The sequence below is a fragment of the Geobacillus thermodenitrificans subsp. thermodenitrificans DSM 465 genome, from assembly GCF_000496575.1.
Taxonomy (GTDB): domain Bacteria; phylum Bacillota; class Bacilli; order Bacillales; family Anoxybacillaceae; genus Geobacillus; species Geobacillus thermodenitrificans.
Map to the genome: position 1 here is coordinate 42,684 of NZ_AYKT01000013.1, position 15,530 is coordinate 58,213.

A 15,530-nucleotide genomic window follows, 5' to 3' on the forward strand; every position below is an offset into this window, starting at 1 on the left:
TTCTTCTCCAACATAATGTAAGAGGGAGGGGAGGAGAGACGATGGGACTGTTCCCAACTGACCGGTGGCTCGAACAAGACCAGGGGGATCCGCTTCGGCTATGCGCACGGTTGGTTCCGTTTTTTGGGGATGCGTCAGCGCGTGATATTCATCAATATTTGCGTCTGTATGGCATGTATCGAAGTGCTCGGCAAGCCGTTCGGCTTTTGCCGGACATGAAGGCACAGCGTCTATGGGAGCGGGTCGGCCGCCAATATGACCGGCAGCGCGCGGCATGGGACGGACCGGACGTTCCGGTGTTTTTGCTGCCGGCGGATGATGAGAACCCGAAACTTGCGCGTGAGTTTCACGGAAAAGGCGGCGTGGCATTTGCCGATAAGCTGTTTTTCTTTTTGCTGTCCGATCATCGTGACGACGAGATTGCTGCGCTCGTAGCGCACGAATACAATCATGTCTGCCGACTGCAAAAACTGCCGGATGGCGGCAAAGAAGCGACGCTGTTGGATGCCGTGATTATGGAAGGGCTGGCAGAACATGCGGTTGCTGAGACGGTCGGTGCCGAGAAGTGCGCAAGCTGGACGGCGTACTATACAGATTGGGAGTTAGAGCGATTTTGGCGCCGCTACATCGCTCCAAACCAAGACGTGGCCGTTTCGCATCCACTTAGCACCCGGATTTTGTACGGGATTGGTTGGTATCCGAAAATGGGCGGCTATGCGGTGGGACACGCCATCGTTCAGCGCTGCCTTGGGCGGGGGCATTCATTGACGAAACTGATGGCGATGGAAGCGAAACAAATCGTTGCTTTAGCTGGTTTTGACATCATCAAATAAACAGGTTGTCCATCGGGGCGGCAAACGAACAGTCATGTTGTCCACCAGGCCGACATATATGTAGAGCAAGGAAGTGGACAAGAAGGAAGGGAAGCCCGATGGTCCGCCTGTTTTTTTATTTGGTCGGTTTCGGTTTTTCAGTCGTGGGCGGTATGGTTATTATCGCGTATTTAAACATTATTACCCCGGAACGAGGCTTCAGTGACTATATGGTTTATATCGCGACAAGAGCAGAATGTTATTTATTGCCGCTTGGTTTGCTTTTGATGTGGGGAAGTTTGTCGTTTCCAGGCCGTAGCTCATAGAGGGGAAAAGAGGGCGAAATGGAATAAAATTCTGCCCCTCTGCCTATACTGATGGACAAACACGTCTGGAAGTGAGGGGTATTACATGCTTTACTTGCATGACATTTGGGTGAACTGGTTTGAAGGCGAGGAGAATGGATACAACGTCTGCCATTTCCATGAATGGCGCAAAGACGATCAAATCGAGCTGCTTGACCAGGTACCGCTTTTAAAAGTGTCCCCGGCTTTGTTCCATTATATTGAAAACAGCTTGTCCGACCTTCCGAAACCGCTTTTAGACGATGTTTATCAAAAAGCGTATATCCGCAAAAACCATGAACGCATCCAGCTGGACTATTGTTTCATCGTGACGGATGGGGTCGGCATTTTGGCCGTCGATACGATCGGATACCACATTCCGATCCGTAAAAGTCGGCTCATTCCGCGGCAAGAGCAACTTGTTTACGAAATGGCAGCCGAGGCAGAGGAACAAAAATATCCGTTGCCAAAGTATGAAAAAGAATATCATATTTTATCACCGGCCCCGGAACTGATGTGCGGGCTAACGCGGAAGGAGCGGCAGCTGAAACAATTGCTGTTTATGGCGCTCGATCAGCTGTATTCAACGAAAAACAGCGCGGAAGTGCGCTATTGGTATACAGAGTGGGCACCGGAAAAGTATTCGGACATTCAAAAAATGTCGTTTGAAGAAGCATGGGAACGGTTGTATGAAGAAACAAAATACGGTTGGTCGGAACGCCACGAGCAGTTGTGCGAAAACTTGATTAAAGGTCAGCCATTTTTTGAGAAGCTTTGGGAAACACAGCAAGAACCGAAAGTGAATTAAAAAACGGGCAGGCACCTCGTGCCTGCCCGTTTTTGTATGGCCGCATTATGCTGATTTTTTACCGACGCCGCCCAAGCCCCATGGCTTGTTCCATTTTGCGCACCATTTCCGAGGCGACACGGTTCGCTTTTTCCGCCCCTTCGTCTAGGACGCGGTCGAGCTCTTCACTTTCGAGCCAATGATAATACCGCTCTTGGATCGGTTGGAGCGTTTCAATGACCACTTGGGCCAAATCGGATTTAAAGACCCCGTATCCTTTTCCTTCGTATTGCCGCTCAAGTTCGTCAATCGGCTGACCCGATAAAATCGAATAAATGTTGAGCAAGTTCGAAATGCCCGGTTTCGCTTCCTTGTCATAGCGAATCGTTCCTTCTGAATCGGTCACAGCACTTTTAATTTTCTTTTCAATCGTTTTGGCGTCGTCAAGCAGCGTAATAAACGATTTCGGGTTTGGGTCAGATTTGCTCATTTTTTTCGTCGGATCGGTAAGCGACATAATGCGGGCGCCGATTTTCGGGATGCGCGCTTCCGGGATAGTGAACAGCTCGCCGTACCGTTTGTTGAAGCGCTCAGCTAAATCGCGCGTCAGCTCGATGTGCTGCTTTTGGTCTTCGCCGACTGGGACAATGTCCGTGTTGTAAAGCAAAATGTCGGCTGCCATAAGCGGTGGATACGTGAGCAACCCGGCACTGACCGCCTCTTTACCGGCTGATTTGTCTTTAAACTGCGTCATCCGCTCCAGTTCGCCGATATAGACGATGCATTGCAGCATCCAAGCCGCTTGGGCGTGCGCCGGCACCTCCGATTGAACGAACAGCGTCGCCTGTTTAGGATCGATGCCGACTGCCAAATATAAGGCAGCGAGACGGCGAATGTTTTGTTGCAGTTCGTTCGGATTTTGCGGAACAGTAATGGCATGTTGGTCGACAATGCAAAAATAGCAGTTGTACTCATGCTGCAGTTCGACAAATTGTCGCATCGCACCAATGTAGTTGCCAAGGGTAATGACGCCGCTTGGCTGAATGCCAGAAAAAATGGTTTTCATCTGCGATCACTCCTCCACCAAGAAAATAAAAAAGCCTACCGCCCCCTTTAATAGGGACGGTAGGACCGTGGTGCCACCCTACTTATTGCGCCTGATGCGCAATCGCTCAGCCCATGCTTTGCGCATGGCCCCCTGTAACGCGGGGAAACGTCCTCACCTACTGCATCGCTGGTTCAGCGGGAAGCTCGAAAGCCCATTCCATATGGCTAGCCGCTTGTTCGCACCACCCACAAGCTCTCTGAAGGCATCGCCATATGTACTCTTCTTTCTCATCGCCCATCTCGCTATTTGCTCTTTATTATATGAAAAACAACCAGCTGTTGCAACCTTATTGGATTGCATACCCGGCGGCGATCATGATGAGAAATAGAAAGAGACCGGAAAACAGCAGCGGGTAGGTGGCCACAAAGTGCCGCGGGCCACGCGATTCCTCTGTTTCCTGTTCCGAAGCCGCCTCTTCGAGATACTGTTCCGCCTTTGTTCCACTTTTGCGCCATCGGCGAAATCCGTAAGCAAATCCGCTGAAAAATCCGCGCTCGTAGACGAACAAAAGCCCGCCGAGCGACAGCGGAACAAGAGAGAGTAAAAAAGCCACGTTAATGAAGGCAACTGCTGTCCACGTCCCTTGCCAAGAAATGATCAGCCCGCTCGCTAGCAACATCGCGGCAATGAGCCATCCGGTTCGAACAGCAATCTGTTTCACGTCGTTTCTCCCGCCTTTCTGCTTGCCGATTTTATTGTACCATAAAACGATCAGGTGAAAAGATTGTTAAAAAAGTTATATCAAAAAATACACCTCTATCTTGGAAACAAAGGAGTAATTTGTTCTGGCGATGATAAAAAAAGGAAAAAAACTATATTGTAAGCGTTTTCTAAAGCATCTATAGAAATTTATTATTTACAAGGTTGGCAAAAGTTTGTACAATGCAATTAAGTCGATATTCCTATATTTTATAAGTAATTAGAAAACTTTTTATTGAATAAAACAAAAAAATTCTTTTCAAATATATTAATAGTCGGTATAATAGGCTTGTAGGTACAATCTTCTGAAACCTAATAGTTCAGAAGATTTGTAATAAAATACATAAGTTTTAAGGGGGGTTTTTAGTGAAGAAGCGATTTTCTTTATTCCTCGTTCTGCTTCTCGCGCTGTCTACGTTCTTAGCAGCGTGTGGCGGGGGCGGGGACGACAAAGCCCAAGGCGGTGAAAGCGGCGAAAAGCCGGCGGAGAAGAAGGAGCAAGTGCTGAACTTGCTTGATTCTTCAGAAATTCCGTCGCTTGACTCAGCGCTCGCTACCGACCAAGTATCGTTTATCGTGTTGAACAACGTCATGGAAGGTCTGTACCGTTTAGGAAAAGACAACAAGCCGGTTCCTGGGGTGGCGGAAAGCCATGAGGTGAGCGAAGACGGCAAAACGTATACGTTCAAGCTTCGCAAAGATGCTAAATGGTCGAACGGTGACCCGGTGACGGCGCATGACTTTGTGTTCGCTTGGAAACGGGTGCTTGATCCGAAAACGAAGTCTGAATATGCGTACATCATGTACGACATTAAAAATGCGGAAGAAGTCAACACCGGCAAATTGCCAGTTGACCAGCTCGGTGTCAAAGCGCTTGACGACTACACGCTCCAAGTGGAGCTGAAAAACCCGGTTCCGTATTTCGTCAGCTTGACGGTATTCGGTTCGTTCATGCCGCAAAACGAAAAATTCGTGACAGCTCAAGGCGACAAGTACGGTTTGGAAGCGAACACGACGCTCTACAACGGTCCGTTCGTCTTAAGCGAATGGAAACACGAGCAAGGCTGGACATATGAGAAAAACCCGAATTACTGGGATAAAGATACAGTTAAGCTCGAAAAAATCAATGTGAAAGTCGTAAAAGACACCGCAACGGCTGTCAACTTGTATGAAACGAAACAAGTTGACCGTGTCGGTTTGTCGGCTGAATTTGTTGATAAGTATAAAAACGACAAAAACTTCAAAACGGAATTGGAGCCATCTCTCTTCTGGCTGCGCATGAACACGAAAAATGAGCCGTTAAACAATGTGAATGCGCGCAAAGCAATTGCGATGGCCATCGACCGCCAAGCAATGGTGGATACGCTGCTTAACAACGGTTCGATTGTAGCGAACTTTACTGTCCCGAAAGATTTCGTTACAGGCCCGGATGGCAAAGACTTCCGCGATGCAAACGGTGACTTAGTGTCGTACAATGTGGACGAAGCGAAAAAACTGTGGGAGCAAGCGAAAAAAGAGCTTGGCAAAGACAATTTCACGATTGAGCTGTTAAACTATGACAGCGACAGCTCGAAGAAAATTGGCGAGTACATCAAAGAAGAATTGGAGAAAAACTTGGAGGGCTTGACGGTCAACATTAAACAGCAACCGTTCCAACAAAAACTTGACCTCGAAAGCAAAATGCAATTTGACTTGTCATTCTCTGGTTGGGGTCCGGACTATCAAGACCCGATGACGTTCCTTGATTTGTGGACGACAAATAACCCGCACAACCAAACGGGTTGGTCGAATGCTGAATACGACAAGTTGATTAAAGATGCAAAAACAACGTTGCTTGGCGATTTGCAAGCTCGTTGGGATGCGATGCTGAAAGCAGAAAAGATCGTCTTTGAAGAAATGCCGATTGCTCCGCTCTATCAGCGTGGCCTCGCTTACCTAGAACGCGAGTATGTAAAAGATATCATTACTCACCCGTTTGGCGGCGACTACAGCTACAAATGGGCCTATATCGAGTAATTCGTTTTCTAAAGAATGCCAAGGAGAGTATATGCGAGGGCATATACTCTCTTTTTGGCTGTCAAGGCGAAAAATGTCGAAAAAAGCAAAATGTTAAGAGATTATTAACAGTAAAGTTTAGGAAATCAATAGGGGAGGTGCAGCCATGGCGCGGTATACGATTCAACGGATCGTGTATATGGTGATTACGTTGTTCATTATTGCCACCCTGACGTTCTTTTTAATGAAGCTGTTGCCTGGTTCGCCGCTGCAAAACCAGGAAAAATTGACGCCAGAACAGCGGGCGCTCATTTTAAAAGAATATGGGTTGGATAAGCCAGTGCCTGTGCAGTACGTGCAATATTTAGGCAATTTGTTGCAAGGGGATTTAGGGGTTTCGTTCCAGTACGACAACCGTCCAGTGACAGAATTGATCGGTGACCGGATCGGCCCATCGGCCCAGCTAGGGTTTCAAGCGATTGTGTTTGGCACGATTGTCGGATTAGTGCTTGGTATTTTTGCAGCTATTCGTCATAACAGTTGGGAAGACTATACGGCCACGGTCATTGCTGTCATCGGAATTTCCGTTCCGTCGTTTGTGTTGGCTGGATTTTTGCAATATTTTATCGGCGTGAAGCTACAGTGGCTGCCGGTCGCTTTTTGGGAAGGGTTTAAATATACGATCATGCCGACATTGGCGCTATCCGTCGGTGTTATTGCCAACATCGCCCGTTTTATGCGGACTGAAATGCTTGAAGTGTTAAGTTCTGATTACATTTTAACGGCTCGGGCAAAAGGGATTAGCAATGCCGGGGTTGTGGTTAAGCACGCCATCCGCAATTCGCTTATCCCCGTGATCACCATTCTCGGTCCGATGGCCGTGAACTTGATGACAGGGACGCTCGTTATTGAGAAAATTTTTGCGGTTCCAGGGCTTGGTGAGCAGTTTGTTCGTTCCATCGAGTTGAACGACTATCCGGTCATTATGGGAACGACGTTGTTTTACTCGGCATTATTAATCTTTGTCATTTTTATCGTGGACATCCTCTATGGAATTGTTGATCCACGCATCCGGTTAGCGGGAGGGAAGAAATAATGGCGAAACAACAATACGATCAGCTTTCACCGGAATGGTTTCAGCCCGCCCCGCCGAACGTCGGCGAACAAGAAAAAATCAATCGTCCAAGCTTGACGTTTTGGCATGACGTATGGCTTCGCCTGCGTGAAAACAAAGCGGCGATCGCCGGGATGATCATGATTGTCATTTTGGCTTTACTGGCGATTTTTGCGCCGATGGCCAGTGAACGTTCATATAAAGCACAAAACTTAAGCCATGCGAAACTGCCGCCGAAAGTCCCGGTTTTGGAGAATATTAGCTGGCTTAATTTAGATGGAAAAGACCCTAATGGCGTCGACGTCTATAAAGAGCGCGGCGTCAAAGAGTACTACTGGTTTGGTACCGATGATTTAGGCCGCGACTTATGGGTGAGAACGTGGTATGGCACCCGCATTTCGCTTTACATAGGATTACTCGCTGCTGTGATTGATTTGTTTATCGGCATTGCCTACGGCGGTATTTCCGGTTATTACGGCGGCCGTGTCGATAACGCAATGCAGCGGGTCATTGAGATTTTAAACGGTATTCCGTATTTGATCGTCGTTATTTTATTTATCTTAATTTTTGAGCCGGGGATTATTTCGATTACACTGGCGATGGTTATCACCGGTTGGACGACGATGGCGCGTATTGTGCGCGGGCAAATTTTGAAGCTAAAAAACATGGAATATGTGCTCGCTGCACGGACGCTAGGAGCGTCTAACTCACGGCTCATTTTTAAACATTTGATTCCGAACGTCATGGGCCCGATTATTATTACGACAATGTTTACGATTCCATCGGCCATTTTTACGGAGGCGTTTTTGAGCTTTATCGGCCTTGGTATCCGTCCGCCGGAAGCATCGCTCGGTTCACTCGTTAACGAAGGGTATAAGTCCATTCAAACGTACCCGCATTTAATTATTATCCCGTCGATCGTCATTAGCTTGCTTATTCTGAGCTTCAACCTTGTCGCTGACGGGCTGCGCGATGCGCTTGACCCGAAAATGCGCAAATAATGGATGGAAGGGGTGAAAACGATGGAGAAAATTTTACAAGTGAACGATTTACACATTTCCTTCGATATCCATGCCGGCGAGGTGCAAGCGGTCCGCGGTGTGACGTTTGATTTGTATAAAGGGGAAACGTTGGCGATCGTCGGTGAGTCGGGATCTGGAAAATCGGTGACATCGAAAGCGCTCATGCGCTTGTTGCCGACGCCGCCAAGCCGCATTAAACAAGGGGAAATTTTATTTGAAGGAAAAGACTTGACGAAGCTGACGGACAAGGAAATGCAGGAGATTCGCGGGAAAAAAATCTCGATGATTTTCCAAGACCCGATGACATCGCTCAATCCAACGATGACGATCGGAAAACAAATTATGGAAGCCATTTTAAAACATCAAAATTTATCAAAAGATGAGGCACGCAAACGGGCGATTGAGCTGTTGCAACTTGTCGGCATTAAAAACGCCGAATTGCGCATGAAACAATATCCGCATCAATTTTCCGGCGGAATGCGTCAGCGCGTTGTGATCGCTATAGCGTTAGCGTGCAACCCGAAAATTTTAATTGCTGATGAGCCGACGACCGCGCTTGATGTAACGATTCAAGCACAAATTTTGGAACTCATGAAAGACCTTCAGAAAAAGCTTGGCATGTCGATCATTTTTATTACCCATGATTTAGGAGTCGTTGCTAACATGGCCGATCGTGTGGCGGTCATGTACGCTGGTAAAATCGTCGAAATGGGCACGGTTGATGAAATTTTTTACAATCCGAAGCATCCGTACACATGGGGTCTGCTTGCGTCGATGCCGAGCCTTGACCATAAAGATACCGAGCTGTATTCGATCCCGGGTTCGCCGCCAGATTTGTTAAACCCGCCAAAAGGTGATGCCTTCGCGCCGCGCAACCCGTACGCGTTAAAAATCGACTATGAGCTTGAGCCGCCGATGTTTCAAGTGTCGGACACGCATTATGCGGCGACATGGCTGTTGCACGAGCTGGCGCCGAAAGTTGAACCGCCGGCCATTGTGCGCGAACGGATGAAACAGTTTGCTGACATCGTTGCCCGGAAAGGAGGCAAACCGCGTGGCTAAACAAAAACTGCTTGAAGTGAAAAACTTAAAACAATACTTCCCAGCCGGCCGCGGTGAAGTCGTCAAAGCAGTCGACGGGGTGACCTTTGACATTTATAAAGGAGAAACGTTCGGCCTTGTCGGAGAGTCGGGCTGCGGCAAGTCGACAACAGGGCGGACGATCATTCGGTTATATGATGCGACAGACGGGGAAGTGCTGTTTAACGGCGTCAGTGTGCACGGAAAAAAATCAAAAAAAGAGCTAAAAGAGTTAAACCGGAAAATGCAAATGATTTTCCAAGACCCGTATGCCTCCCTCAACCCGCGAATGACGGTTGCTGATATTATTGCCGAGGGCATTGATATCCATGGGCTGGCAAAAACAAAAGAAGAGCGGATGCAGCGCGTCTATGAGTTGCTCGAGACGGTCGGCTTAAACCGTGAGCATGCCAGTCGTTATCCGCACGAGTTTTCCGGCGGTCAGCGCCAGCGGATTGGTATCGCCCGAGCGCTCGCGGTCGAACCGGAATTCATCATCGCCGACGAGCCGATTTCCGCCCTTGATGTATCGATCCAAGCGCAAGTCGTAAACTTGTTGAAGCGACTGCAACGCGAAAAAGGGTTGACGTATTTATTTATTGCCCATGATCTATCGATGGTGAAGTACATCAGCGACCGGATCGGAGTCATGTATTTCGGGAAAATGGTCGAGCTCGCCGAGTCGGAAGAGTTGTACCGCAACCCGATCCATCCGTATACAAAAGCGTTGCTCTCCGCGATTCCGCTTCCGGATCCGGAAACGGAGCGAACGCGCAAACGGATCGTCTACGACCCCGCGCAGCATGGTTATAAAGACGGGGAAGAACTCGAATTTCGCGAAATTACGCCAGGGCATTTCGTGCTTTGCTCAGAAGAAGAGTATAAGCGGTATCGGGCGATGTATGCCTAAACAGCGCGATTGACTGAAAGGGACTGTTCCTATGAGCACGAAAAAGCGCCGTCTCTTCACCGACGCTTGATGCGAACGGAGAAGCAGGCGGCGCAATATTATACACTTGTTTCTGGCGTTATTTTTTTCCTCCGACGAAATTCCACCCTTGCTGGATGCGGCGTGAAGCCTCAACATGTTTCTCTCTCTTGTTTCGGCCGAATAACCGTTCTCCAATCGTGTTGCTCATGCTCCCCATCAAGGCAGTGATGCCGACGATCAGTGCTGAAGCAATGACAAAGTCAACAAAATAGTCGGCCATATGTTCTTCCTCCCTTTTTCTCTTCTATTTTGATTGTAGAGGATTTTCCTCCCTATTGGAAGGGGGGCAAAGAAAATTGCATTAATCGTTGAAAAACTATATCTTTTTCCGTGGATTTATTGTATAATATATCATGTTAAAGTCATTTCAATTTGTAAATGATTAACAAGACGGCCGGCCACTAGGCAGGTGGTATAGGCCGTATCACTATGCCGTCAAGCGTATGAAAGTGGCATAGTTGTATGCGCCCGTCAGCTGACGGGCGGGGGAAGCAAGGGATTCCTTGTAAAAAGGAGTGATCAAAATGGTCAAGCTATACACATCACCGAGTTGCACGTCGTGCCGGAAGGCGAAGGCGTGGCTCGAGAAGCATGATATTCCTTATGTTGAACGCAATATTTTCTCCGAGCCGCTCACGGTCGAGGAGATTAAGGAAATTTTACGGATGACGGAAACGGGGACAGATGAAATCATCTCGACCCGTTCGAAAGTGTTCCAAAAGCTGAACATTAACCTCGAATCCTTACCGTTGCAAGATTTGTACGAGCTTATTCAAAAAAACCCGGGCATTTTGCGCCGGCCGATCATCATCGATGAAAAACGACTTCAAGTCGGTTATAACGAAGATGAAATCCGCCGCTTCCTACCGCGCAAAGTGCGTGCGTATCAGCTCCGCGAAGCGCAGCGGTTAGTGAATGGATGATAAAAACTTCTACATGGCTTGCCATGTAGAAGTTTTTTATCAATGTCTAATCATCGCCATTTGACCGTGCGTGTTCGACGGTTGGCCGCAAAGCCGAGCAGAACGGCAAGAATGGCCCCTGAGAGCGGGAAGAAGAGTTCCCAACGCGGATCGTAAAACGGGCGCAGCTGTTCTTCGGCGGCGATCATTTTTCCAGCAGTATAGGCCAATAAGGCGCCGCCGATATAAATGAGAGGCGGGAATCGCTCCATGGCATAAAGGATGATTTTGCTGCCTAAAATGATGATAGGAACGGAGCAAAGAAAGCCGAAGACGACAAGCTCGAGATGCCCTTGGGCCGCTCCGGCAATGGCGATGACGTTGTCCATGCCCATGACGACATCGGCGACAACGATTGTCCGGACAGCTTTCCAAAGCGATGGTTCAGCTTTAATCGTAGCCTGTTTTTCGTCTTTTTGCCTGATGAGCTTTAAGGAGATCCAAAAGAGGATAAGGCCGCCAACAAGCTGTAAAAACGGAATCGTCAATAGCCAAACAACGGCTGCCGTCAATAAAATACGGACGGCGATCGCCAACGCCGTGCCAAGGACGATGGCGATATTCCGCTTTTGTTCCGGCAAGTTGCGGCTCGCTAACGCAATGACAACCGCATTGTCCCCACCTAGAATGACATCGATGCCGATGATTAATAAGATCGATACGATATATTCATCCACCATAGGCGTCCCTCATTCCGTCCGTGTTCATCACCATTATAGTAGGGCATGGCCGGTTTCATAACCAATTTTTAAAAACGCGTTTTTTTATTTCCCTTCTTTCGCTTTTTATCATAAAATATAAATTACAAGATATGAGTTTTCATTAATAAATAAAATGTTTGAGGGCACGATCCCTTCCCTTTTTTATTTCTTTGTTTAGAAGGGAGAGTTGAGAAGATGGAAATCGAACGTATCAATGATCATACGGTGAAATTTTACATTTCGTATGTTGATATAGAGGAGCGCGGTTTTGACCGTGAAGAAATTTGGTATAATCGGGAACGAAGCGAAGAACTATTTTGGGAAATGATGGATGAGGTCCATAGCGAAAGTGATTTTTCGCTCGACGGTCCGCTTTGGATTCAAGTGCAAGCATTGGAAAAAGGGCTTGAAGTTGTCGTGACGAAAGCGCAGTTGTCCAAAGACGGGAGTAAGCTTGAGTTGCCGCTTCCGGAAGAAAGATGGCGTGAGTTTTCACTGTCAGCCGATGAGAAGCTTGAGTCGTTGCTCAGCCATCATTTCCATTTTGGACGAAACAATGACGCCGAAGACGGCCAGGAGCAAGACGTTCTTCAATTTGTTATTTCGTTTAAAGACATCGAAGACGTGATCTCCTTGGCACATCGCGCTGATTTTTCCGGCCTGTCGAACCGCCTGTTCCAGTTTGAAGGGCGTTACTATTTGTTTGTCGAATTTGGTGAACAATATACTGAGCATGACATAGACAATATGCTCAGCCTTCTGTTGGAATACGGGAACGATTCGCAGCTGACGATTTATCGTCTAGAAGAATACGGGACCGAGATTATGAGCGATAATGCGCTTGAAACAGTAAAAAGATATTTTCCGGCCCCATAACGTCTCCATGCCGCCGATTTCGCTGCCAGAAATCGGCGTTTTCTTCGTTAATGAAGGGAAGGGTAGCCATCATGAAAAGCAGGTGGAGGGGTTTCGTTGAGAAACACATCTAGAGTGGCGATTCTCATCGTCATTGTCGGTGTACTGCTGACATTGACGCACGATTATTGGGGAGGAAAGCTGCTTGGCATTTTTAGTGTGCTCATCTCTTGTTCAGTGGTATTTATCGCATTTGTCATTTCACTCGAGAATCGAAAACCAGCGCAAACGATCGCTTGGCTGGCAGTGTTAGGCAGCTTTCCGTTTCTTGGATTTTTATTTTATTTATTGTTTGGGCGTAACTATTGGCAACAGCGGCGCTTTAAAAAGAAAGCTGAATCTGATGAAGCAGTGTTGCTGAAGTTTCAAGAGCCGTCGCCGATCGCCATAGAGCGGCTGCCGATGGCACCCCATCAGCGCCCGTTGTTGCATCTTGCCTATCGCATCGGCCAACATCCAGTTTCATTGGCGTCACAAACGGCGGTGTTGACGAACGGCGAAGAGACGTTTGCCGCGATTTTTGACGAGTTGGAAAAAGCACAGCACCATATTCATTTGGAATACTATATCGTCCGTCATGACGAAATCGGTCAAAAACTGAAACATGTCCTGATGGAAAAGGCGTGCCAAGGTGTGCATGTTCGCTTTTTGTATGACGCTGTCGGAAGCTGGAAGCTGTCGAACGCATACATTGAAGAGCTGCGTGCAGCTGGGGTGGAGATGATTCCGTTTTCACCGGTGCGTCTGCCCTTTTTGAGCAACCAAATCAACTTCCGCAACCACCGAAAAATTATTGTCATCGACGGAGGCGTCGGCTTTGTCGGCGGGCTGAACATCGGTGATGAATATTTGGGAAAAGACGAATATTTTGGGTTTTGGCGTGATACCCATTTGTTGATTCGAGGCGAGGCTGTTCGGACGCTGCAACTTATTTTCTTGCAAGACTGGTATTATATGACGGGAGAGCGATTGTTGACGCCGGAATATTTATCACCACCGCTCATTGTCGAGGAAGGCCAGGGCGGGGTGCAGCTCATTGCCGGCGGGCCGGATCAAAAGTGGGAAGTGATTAAACAGTTGTATTTTGCCATGATTACGTCAGCGAAACGGTCGATTTGGGTCGCCTCGCCGTACTTTGTTCCGGATGAAGACATTTTAACGGCGCTGAAAGTGGCGGCACTAAGTGGCATCGACGTCCGCCTGCTGGCACCGAAGCGCCCGGACAAAAAAATCGTCTTTTACGCCTCGCGCTCGTACTTCCCAGAACTGTTGGAAGCCGGAGTGAAAATTTACGAGTACGAAAAAGGGTTTTTGCACAGCAAGGTGATCGTCGTCGATGGAGAGCTTGCCTCGATTGGCACGGCAAACATGGATATGCGCAGCTTTCATTTAAACTTTGAAGTGAACGCGTTTTTGTATTATACGGACAGCACAAACAAACTTGTGAACGATTTTTTGGAAGATTTCCGTCATGCTTCCCCAATTGATTATGTACAGTTCCAGCAGCGCCCATTCCGGGTGCGGATTGTTGAATCGGTTTCGCGCCTGCTGTCGCCGCTATTGTAACGATATGTTTTGAGTGCTTGAGATGCAAGTCCGCCGGCTTGGCGGGCTTTTTTTATTGGCCTGTTCCCCATCGGCAGGAAAAACGTGGACGTTTGCCGAAACAATAAACGGACGAAGGCCGACAATAAGAGAAAGGGAGGGGGTTTCTTGTTTGTCGCCATCTCAGCCGATGGCCGGACGATTTCGCTTGCTGGGGTGGAACGGTGGAACCGGGAGCGGCTTATGCAGCTGAGAAACGGTGAACCGTTTTTTTGTCCCGCCTGTCGGAAAGAAGTTGTGTTGCGATCCGGCCGCCGTCGCCTGCCGCATTTCGCCCACCGGAAAGGCACGGTCTGCCCGTTCGAGCATGAACCGGAATCGGAGCGGCATTTAACCGGAAAGCGTGATTTGTTCACATGGCTCGTTCGTCAAGGGATTGAAGCGAAGCTTGAGCCATATTTGACCGCTATCGGGCAGCGTCCTGATGTGTTATTCCGTTATGGTCCCCGTCTGTATGCCCTCGAATATCAATGTTCCACGATTGATGAGTCGCTGTTTTACGAACGCAATGACGGCTACCGCCGCCTCGGCATCCATCCGCTTTGGGTGTTAGGGGCTCATCACTTACGACGCTCGCCGAAACGCCCGAATGAAGTGTCGCTCTCCCGCTTTCAATGGCTGTTTGCTCACCGCTTTTCGTTTTCTGCTGTCCCTCACATACGGTACTATAGTCCGGAAACGAAACGTTTCCTCTTTCTTTCCCGTCTTGTGCCGCTGTCGGTGCGCCGCACGTTGGTCACCGTCGATTCGCTTCCTCTTTCTTCACTGTCTTTCGCCACTTTGACTGCCTATGCGCAGCCGCTTCCGCCGACATTTTGGAAGCAATGGCTTGAAGGCAAGAAACAATGGCGCCAAACGTTCCCGCTTTATCCGAATAAGGTGACACGCCGCATTTGTGCTGATTTTTACCATGCTGGCATCGTTCCGTCGCTGTTTCCGATTGAAGCCGGCTGGCCATTGCCGCATGGTTATTTATGGGAAACAGCTCCGTTCATTTGGCAAACATACGTCCTTCTGCCGCTTCTTCGTCAGCAAGGGAAGCCAATGGCGCTGACGGCACTCTTCCGGTGGATTGACGAGAAAATCCGCACCGGGCTGCTCGCTCCACGTCGACTGCCTCTTGTCGGTCAGGACAATTACCGGCAGGCAGTCCATGAATATTTGCATTGGTTAAGTTTGCTCGGTTATCTTCGCTATGAGGGGAGAAGAAGGATTTGTTTGACTAAGCCGCTGTTGCTTCCAGCAACATTCGAAGACGTCATCCGCCAAGATGCAGTTTTTTTTGAGCAAATTTGCCAGACACCGACGCTTGCATCATATCGGACGATGCTTGAGTTTGGAGCTGACGTGAAAAATGAGCAAAAAACAGGAAAAGGGAGCGAAAATGGTGAATAA

At 48.4% G+C, this 15,530-nt stretch carries 16 protein-coding genes and 1 other annotated feature; of the genes, 12 read left to right on the plus strand and 4 right to left on the minus strand.

Features of this window, described 5'->3' with window-relative positions; genetic code table 11:
* Positions 1 to 41: 41 nt before the first annotated feature.
* The 3 genes from DSM465_RS0113035 to DSM465_RS0113045 all read left to right on the plus strand — a co-directional run bounded on the left by DSM465_RS0113035 (position 42) and on the right by DSM465_RS0113045 (position 1,964).
* On the plus strand, positions 42 to 833 hold the full coding sequence (locus DSM465_RS0113035) for a DUF2268 domain-containing protein (RefSeq protein WP_011886936.1): 792 nt from the start codon (positions 42 to 44) through the stop codon (positions 831 to 833).
* Positions 834 to 931: 98 nt separating this feature from the next.
* Positions 932 to 1,138, plus strand: coding sequence for a hypothetical protein (locus DSM465_RS0113040; RefSeq protein WP_008878980.1), 207 nt, complete (start codon positions 932 to 934; stop codon positions 1,136 to 1,138).
* A gap of 85 nt (positions 1,139 to 1,223) precedes the next feature.
* Positions 1,224 to 1,964, plus strand: a complete 741-nt coding sequence (locus DSM465_RS0113045; protein WP_008878979.1) for a YjbA family protein — start codon at positions 1,224 to 1,226, stop codon at positions 1,962 to 1,964.
* Positions 1,965 to 2,022: 58 nt separating this feature from the next.
* Here the strand turns inward: DSM465_RS0113045 and trpS are convergent, their stop codons facing one another.
* Together trpS and DSM465_RS0113055 are read right to left on the minus strand one after the other, a co-directional pair.
* Complete coding sequence (gene trpS / locus DSM465_RS0113050) at positions 2,023 to 3,009, minus strand: tryptophan--tRNA ligase (RefSeq protein ID WP_011886937.1); 987 nt, start codon at positions 3,007 to 3,009, stop codon at positions 2,023 to 2,025.
* A gap of 49 nt (positions 3,010 to 3,058) precedes the next feature.
* Positions 3,059 to 3,291: a binding site (T-box leader), on the minus strand.
* Between the two features lie 46 nt (positions 3,292 to 3,337).
* Positions 3,338 to 3,712, minus strand: coding sequence for a DUF3899 domain-containing protein (locus tag DSM465_RS0113055; protein ID WP_008878977.1), 375 nt, complete (start codon positions 3,710 to 3,712; stop codon positions 3,338 to 3,340).
* 404 nt (positions 3,713 to 4,116) lie between these two features.
* Here DSM465_RS0113055 and DSM465_RS0113060 point away from each other — a divergent pair, with 404 nt between their 5' ends.
* The 5 genes from DSM465_RS0113060 (at position 4,117) to DSM465_RS0113080 (ending at position 9,871) form a co-directional block, all read left to right on the plus strand.
* Positions 4,117 to 5,766, plus strand: coding sequence for a peptide ABC transporter substrate-binding protein (locus DSM465_RS0113060; protein ID WP_029761526.1), 1,650 nt, complete (start codon positions 4,117 to 4,119; stop codon positions 5,764 to 5,766).
* Positions 5,767 to 5,911: 145 nt separating this feature from the next.
* Positions 5,912 to 6,841 carry an oligopeptide ABC transporter permease gene (opp3b, locus tag DSM465_RS0113065; protein WP_008878975.1) on the plus strand — a complete coding sequence of 310 codons (930 nt, stop codon included), beginning with the start codon at positions 5,912 to 5,914 and terminating at the stop codon, positions 6,839 to 6,841.
* Positions 6,841 to 7,860, plus strand: coding sequence for an oligopeptide ABC transporter permease (gene opp3C / locus DSM465_RS0113070; protein ID WP_008878974.1), 1,020 nt, complete (start codon positions 6,841 to 6,843; stop codon positions 7,858 to 7,860). The genes opp3b and opp3C overlap by 1 nt, the downstream gene beginning before the upstream one ends.
* A 21-nt stretch (positions 7,861 to 7,881) precedes the next feature.
* Positions 7,882 to 8,943: an ABC transporter ATP-binding protein gene (locus DSM465_RS0113075; RefSeq protein WP_008878973.1), complete on the plus strand. Its 1,062-nt coding sequence runs from the start codon at positions 7,882 to 7,884 to the stop codon at positions 8,941 to 8,943.
* Positions 8,936 to 9,871, plus strand: coding sequence for an ABC transporter ATP-binding protein (locus DSM465_RS0113080; protein WP_029761528.1), 936 nt, complete (start codon positions 8,936 to 8,938; stop codon positions 9,869 to 9,871). Before DSM465_RS0113075 ends, DSM465_RS0113080 begins: the two co-directional genes overlap by 8 nt.
* A 118-nt stretch (positions 9,872 to 9,989) precedes the next feature.
* Here the strand turns inward: DSM465_RS0113080 and DSM465_RS0113085 are convergent, their stop codons facing one another.
* Positions 9,990 to 10,172 (minus strand): hypothetical protein, encoded by a 183-nt coding sequence (locus DSM465_RS0113085; RefSeq protein WP_008878971.1) that lies wholly within the window; start codon positions 10,170 to 10,172, stop codon positions 9,990 to 9,992.
* Positions 10,173 to 10,476: 304 nt separating this feature from the next.
* Here DSM465_RS0113085 and spxA point away from each other — a divergent pair, with 304 nt between their 5' ends.
* Entirely contained in the window at positions 10,477 to 10,875 is a 399-nt protein-coding gene (gene spxA, locus DSM465_RS0113090) for a transcriptional regulator SpxA (protein ID WP_008878970.1), read from the plus strand.
* Between the two features lie 50 nt (positions 10,876 to 10,925).
* Here spxA and DSM465_RS0113095 read toward each other — a convergent pair whose 3' ends face one another.
* Positions 10,926 to 11,594, minus strand: a complete 669-nt coding sequence (locus DSM465_RS0113095; protein ID WP_029761529.1) for a TerC family protein — start codon at positions 11,592 to 11,594, stop codon at positions 10,926 to 10,928.
* A gap of 216 nt (positions 11,595 to 11,810) precedes the next feature.
* On the opposite strand from DSM465_RS0113095, the gene mecA reads away from it, so the two are divergent.
* The 3 genes from mecA (at position 11,811) to DSM465_RS0113110 (ending at position 15,530) form a co-directional block, all read left to right on the plus strand.
* On the plus strand, positions 11,811 to 12,491 hold the full coding sequence (gene mecA, locus DSM465_RS0113100) for an adaptor protein MecA (RefSeq protein WP_008878968.1): 681 nt from the start codon (positions 11,811 to 11,813) through the stop codon (positions 12,489 to 12,491).
* A 96-nt stretch (positions 12,492 to 12,587) separates the two neighbouring features.
* On the plus strand, positions 12,588 to 14,096 hold the full coding sequence (gene cls, locus DSM465_RS0113105; protein WP_008878967.1) for a cardiolipin synthase: 1,509 nt from the start codon (positions 12,588 to 12,590) through the stop codon (positions 14,094 to 14,096).
* A gap of 147 nt (positions 14,097 to 14,243) precedes the next feature.
* Positions 14,244 to 15,530 carry a competence protein CoiA gene (locus DSM465_RS0113110; protein WP_035498520.1) on the plus strand — a complete coding sequence of 429 codons (1,287 nt, stop codon included), beginning with the start codon at positions 14,244 to 14,246 and terminating at the stop codon, positions 15,528 to 15,530.

Excerpts from the sequence above, each read along its gene's own strand:
- DSM465_RS0113085 (WP_008878971.1), bottom strand. The coding sequence starts at position 10,172 with ATGGCCGACTATTTTGTTGACTTTGTCATTGCTTCAGCACTGATCGTC.
- DSM465_RS0113095 (WP_029761529.1), bottom strand. The coding sequence starts at position 11,594 with ATGGTGGATGAATATATCGTATCGATCTTATTAATCATCGGCATCGAT.
- opp3C (WP_008878974.1), top strand. The coding sequence starts at position 6,841 with ATGGCGAAACAACAATACGATCAGCTTTCACCGGAATGGTTTCAGCCC.
- DSM465_RS0113075 (WP_008878973.1), top strand. The coding sequence starts at position 7,882 with ATGGAGAAAATTTTACAAGTGAACGATTTACACATTTCCTTCGATATC.
- DSM465_RS0113045 (WP_008878979.1), top strand. The coding sequence starts at position 1,224 with ATGCTTTACTTGCATGACATTTGGGTGAACTGGTTTGAAGGCGAGGAG.
- trpS (WP_011886937.1), bottom strand. The coding sequence starts at position 3,009 with ATGAAAACCATTTTTTCTGGCATTCAGCCAAGCGGCGTCATTACCCTT.
- spxA (WP_008878970.1), top strand. The coding sequence starts at position 10,477 with ATGGTCAAGCTATACACATCACCGAGTTGCACGTCGTGCCGGAAGGCG.
- opp3b (WP_008878975.1), top strand. The coding sequence starts at position 5,912 with ATGGCGCGGTATACGATTCAACGGATCGTGTATATGGTGATTACGTTG.
- DSM465_RS0113040 (WP_008878980.1), top strand. The coding sequence starts at position 932 with ATGGTCCGCCTGTTTTTTTATTTGGTCGGTTTCGGTTTTTCAGTCGTG.
- mecA (WP_008878968.1), top strand. The coding sequence starts at position 11,811 with ATGGAAATCGAACGTATCAATGATCATACGGTGAAATTTTACATTTCG.
- DSM465_RS0113035 (WP_011886936.1), top strand. The coding sequence starts at position 42 with ATGGGACTGTTCCCAACTGACCGGTGGCTCGAACAAGACCAGGGGGAT.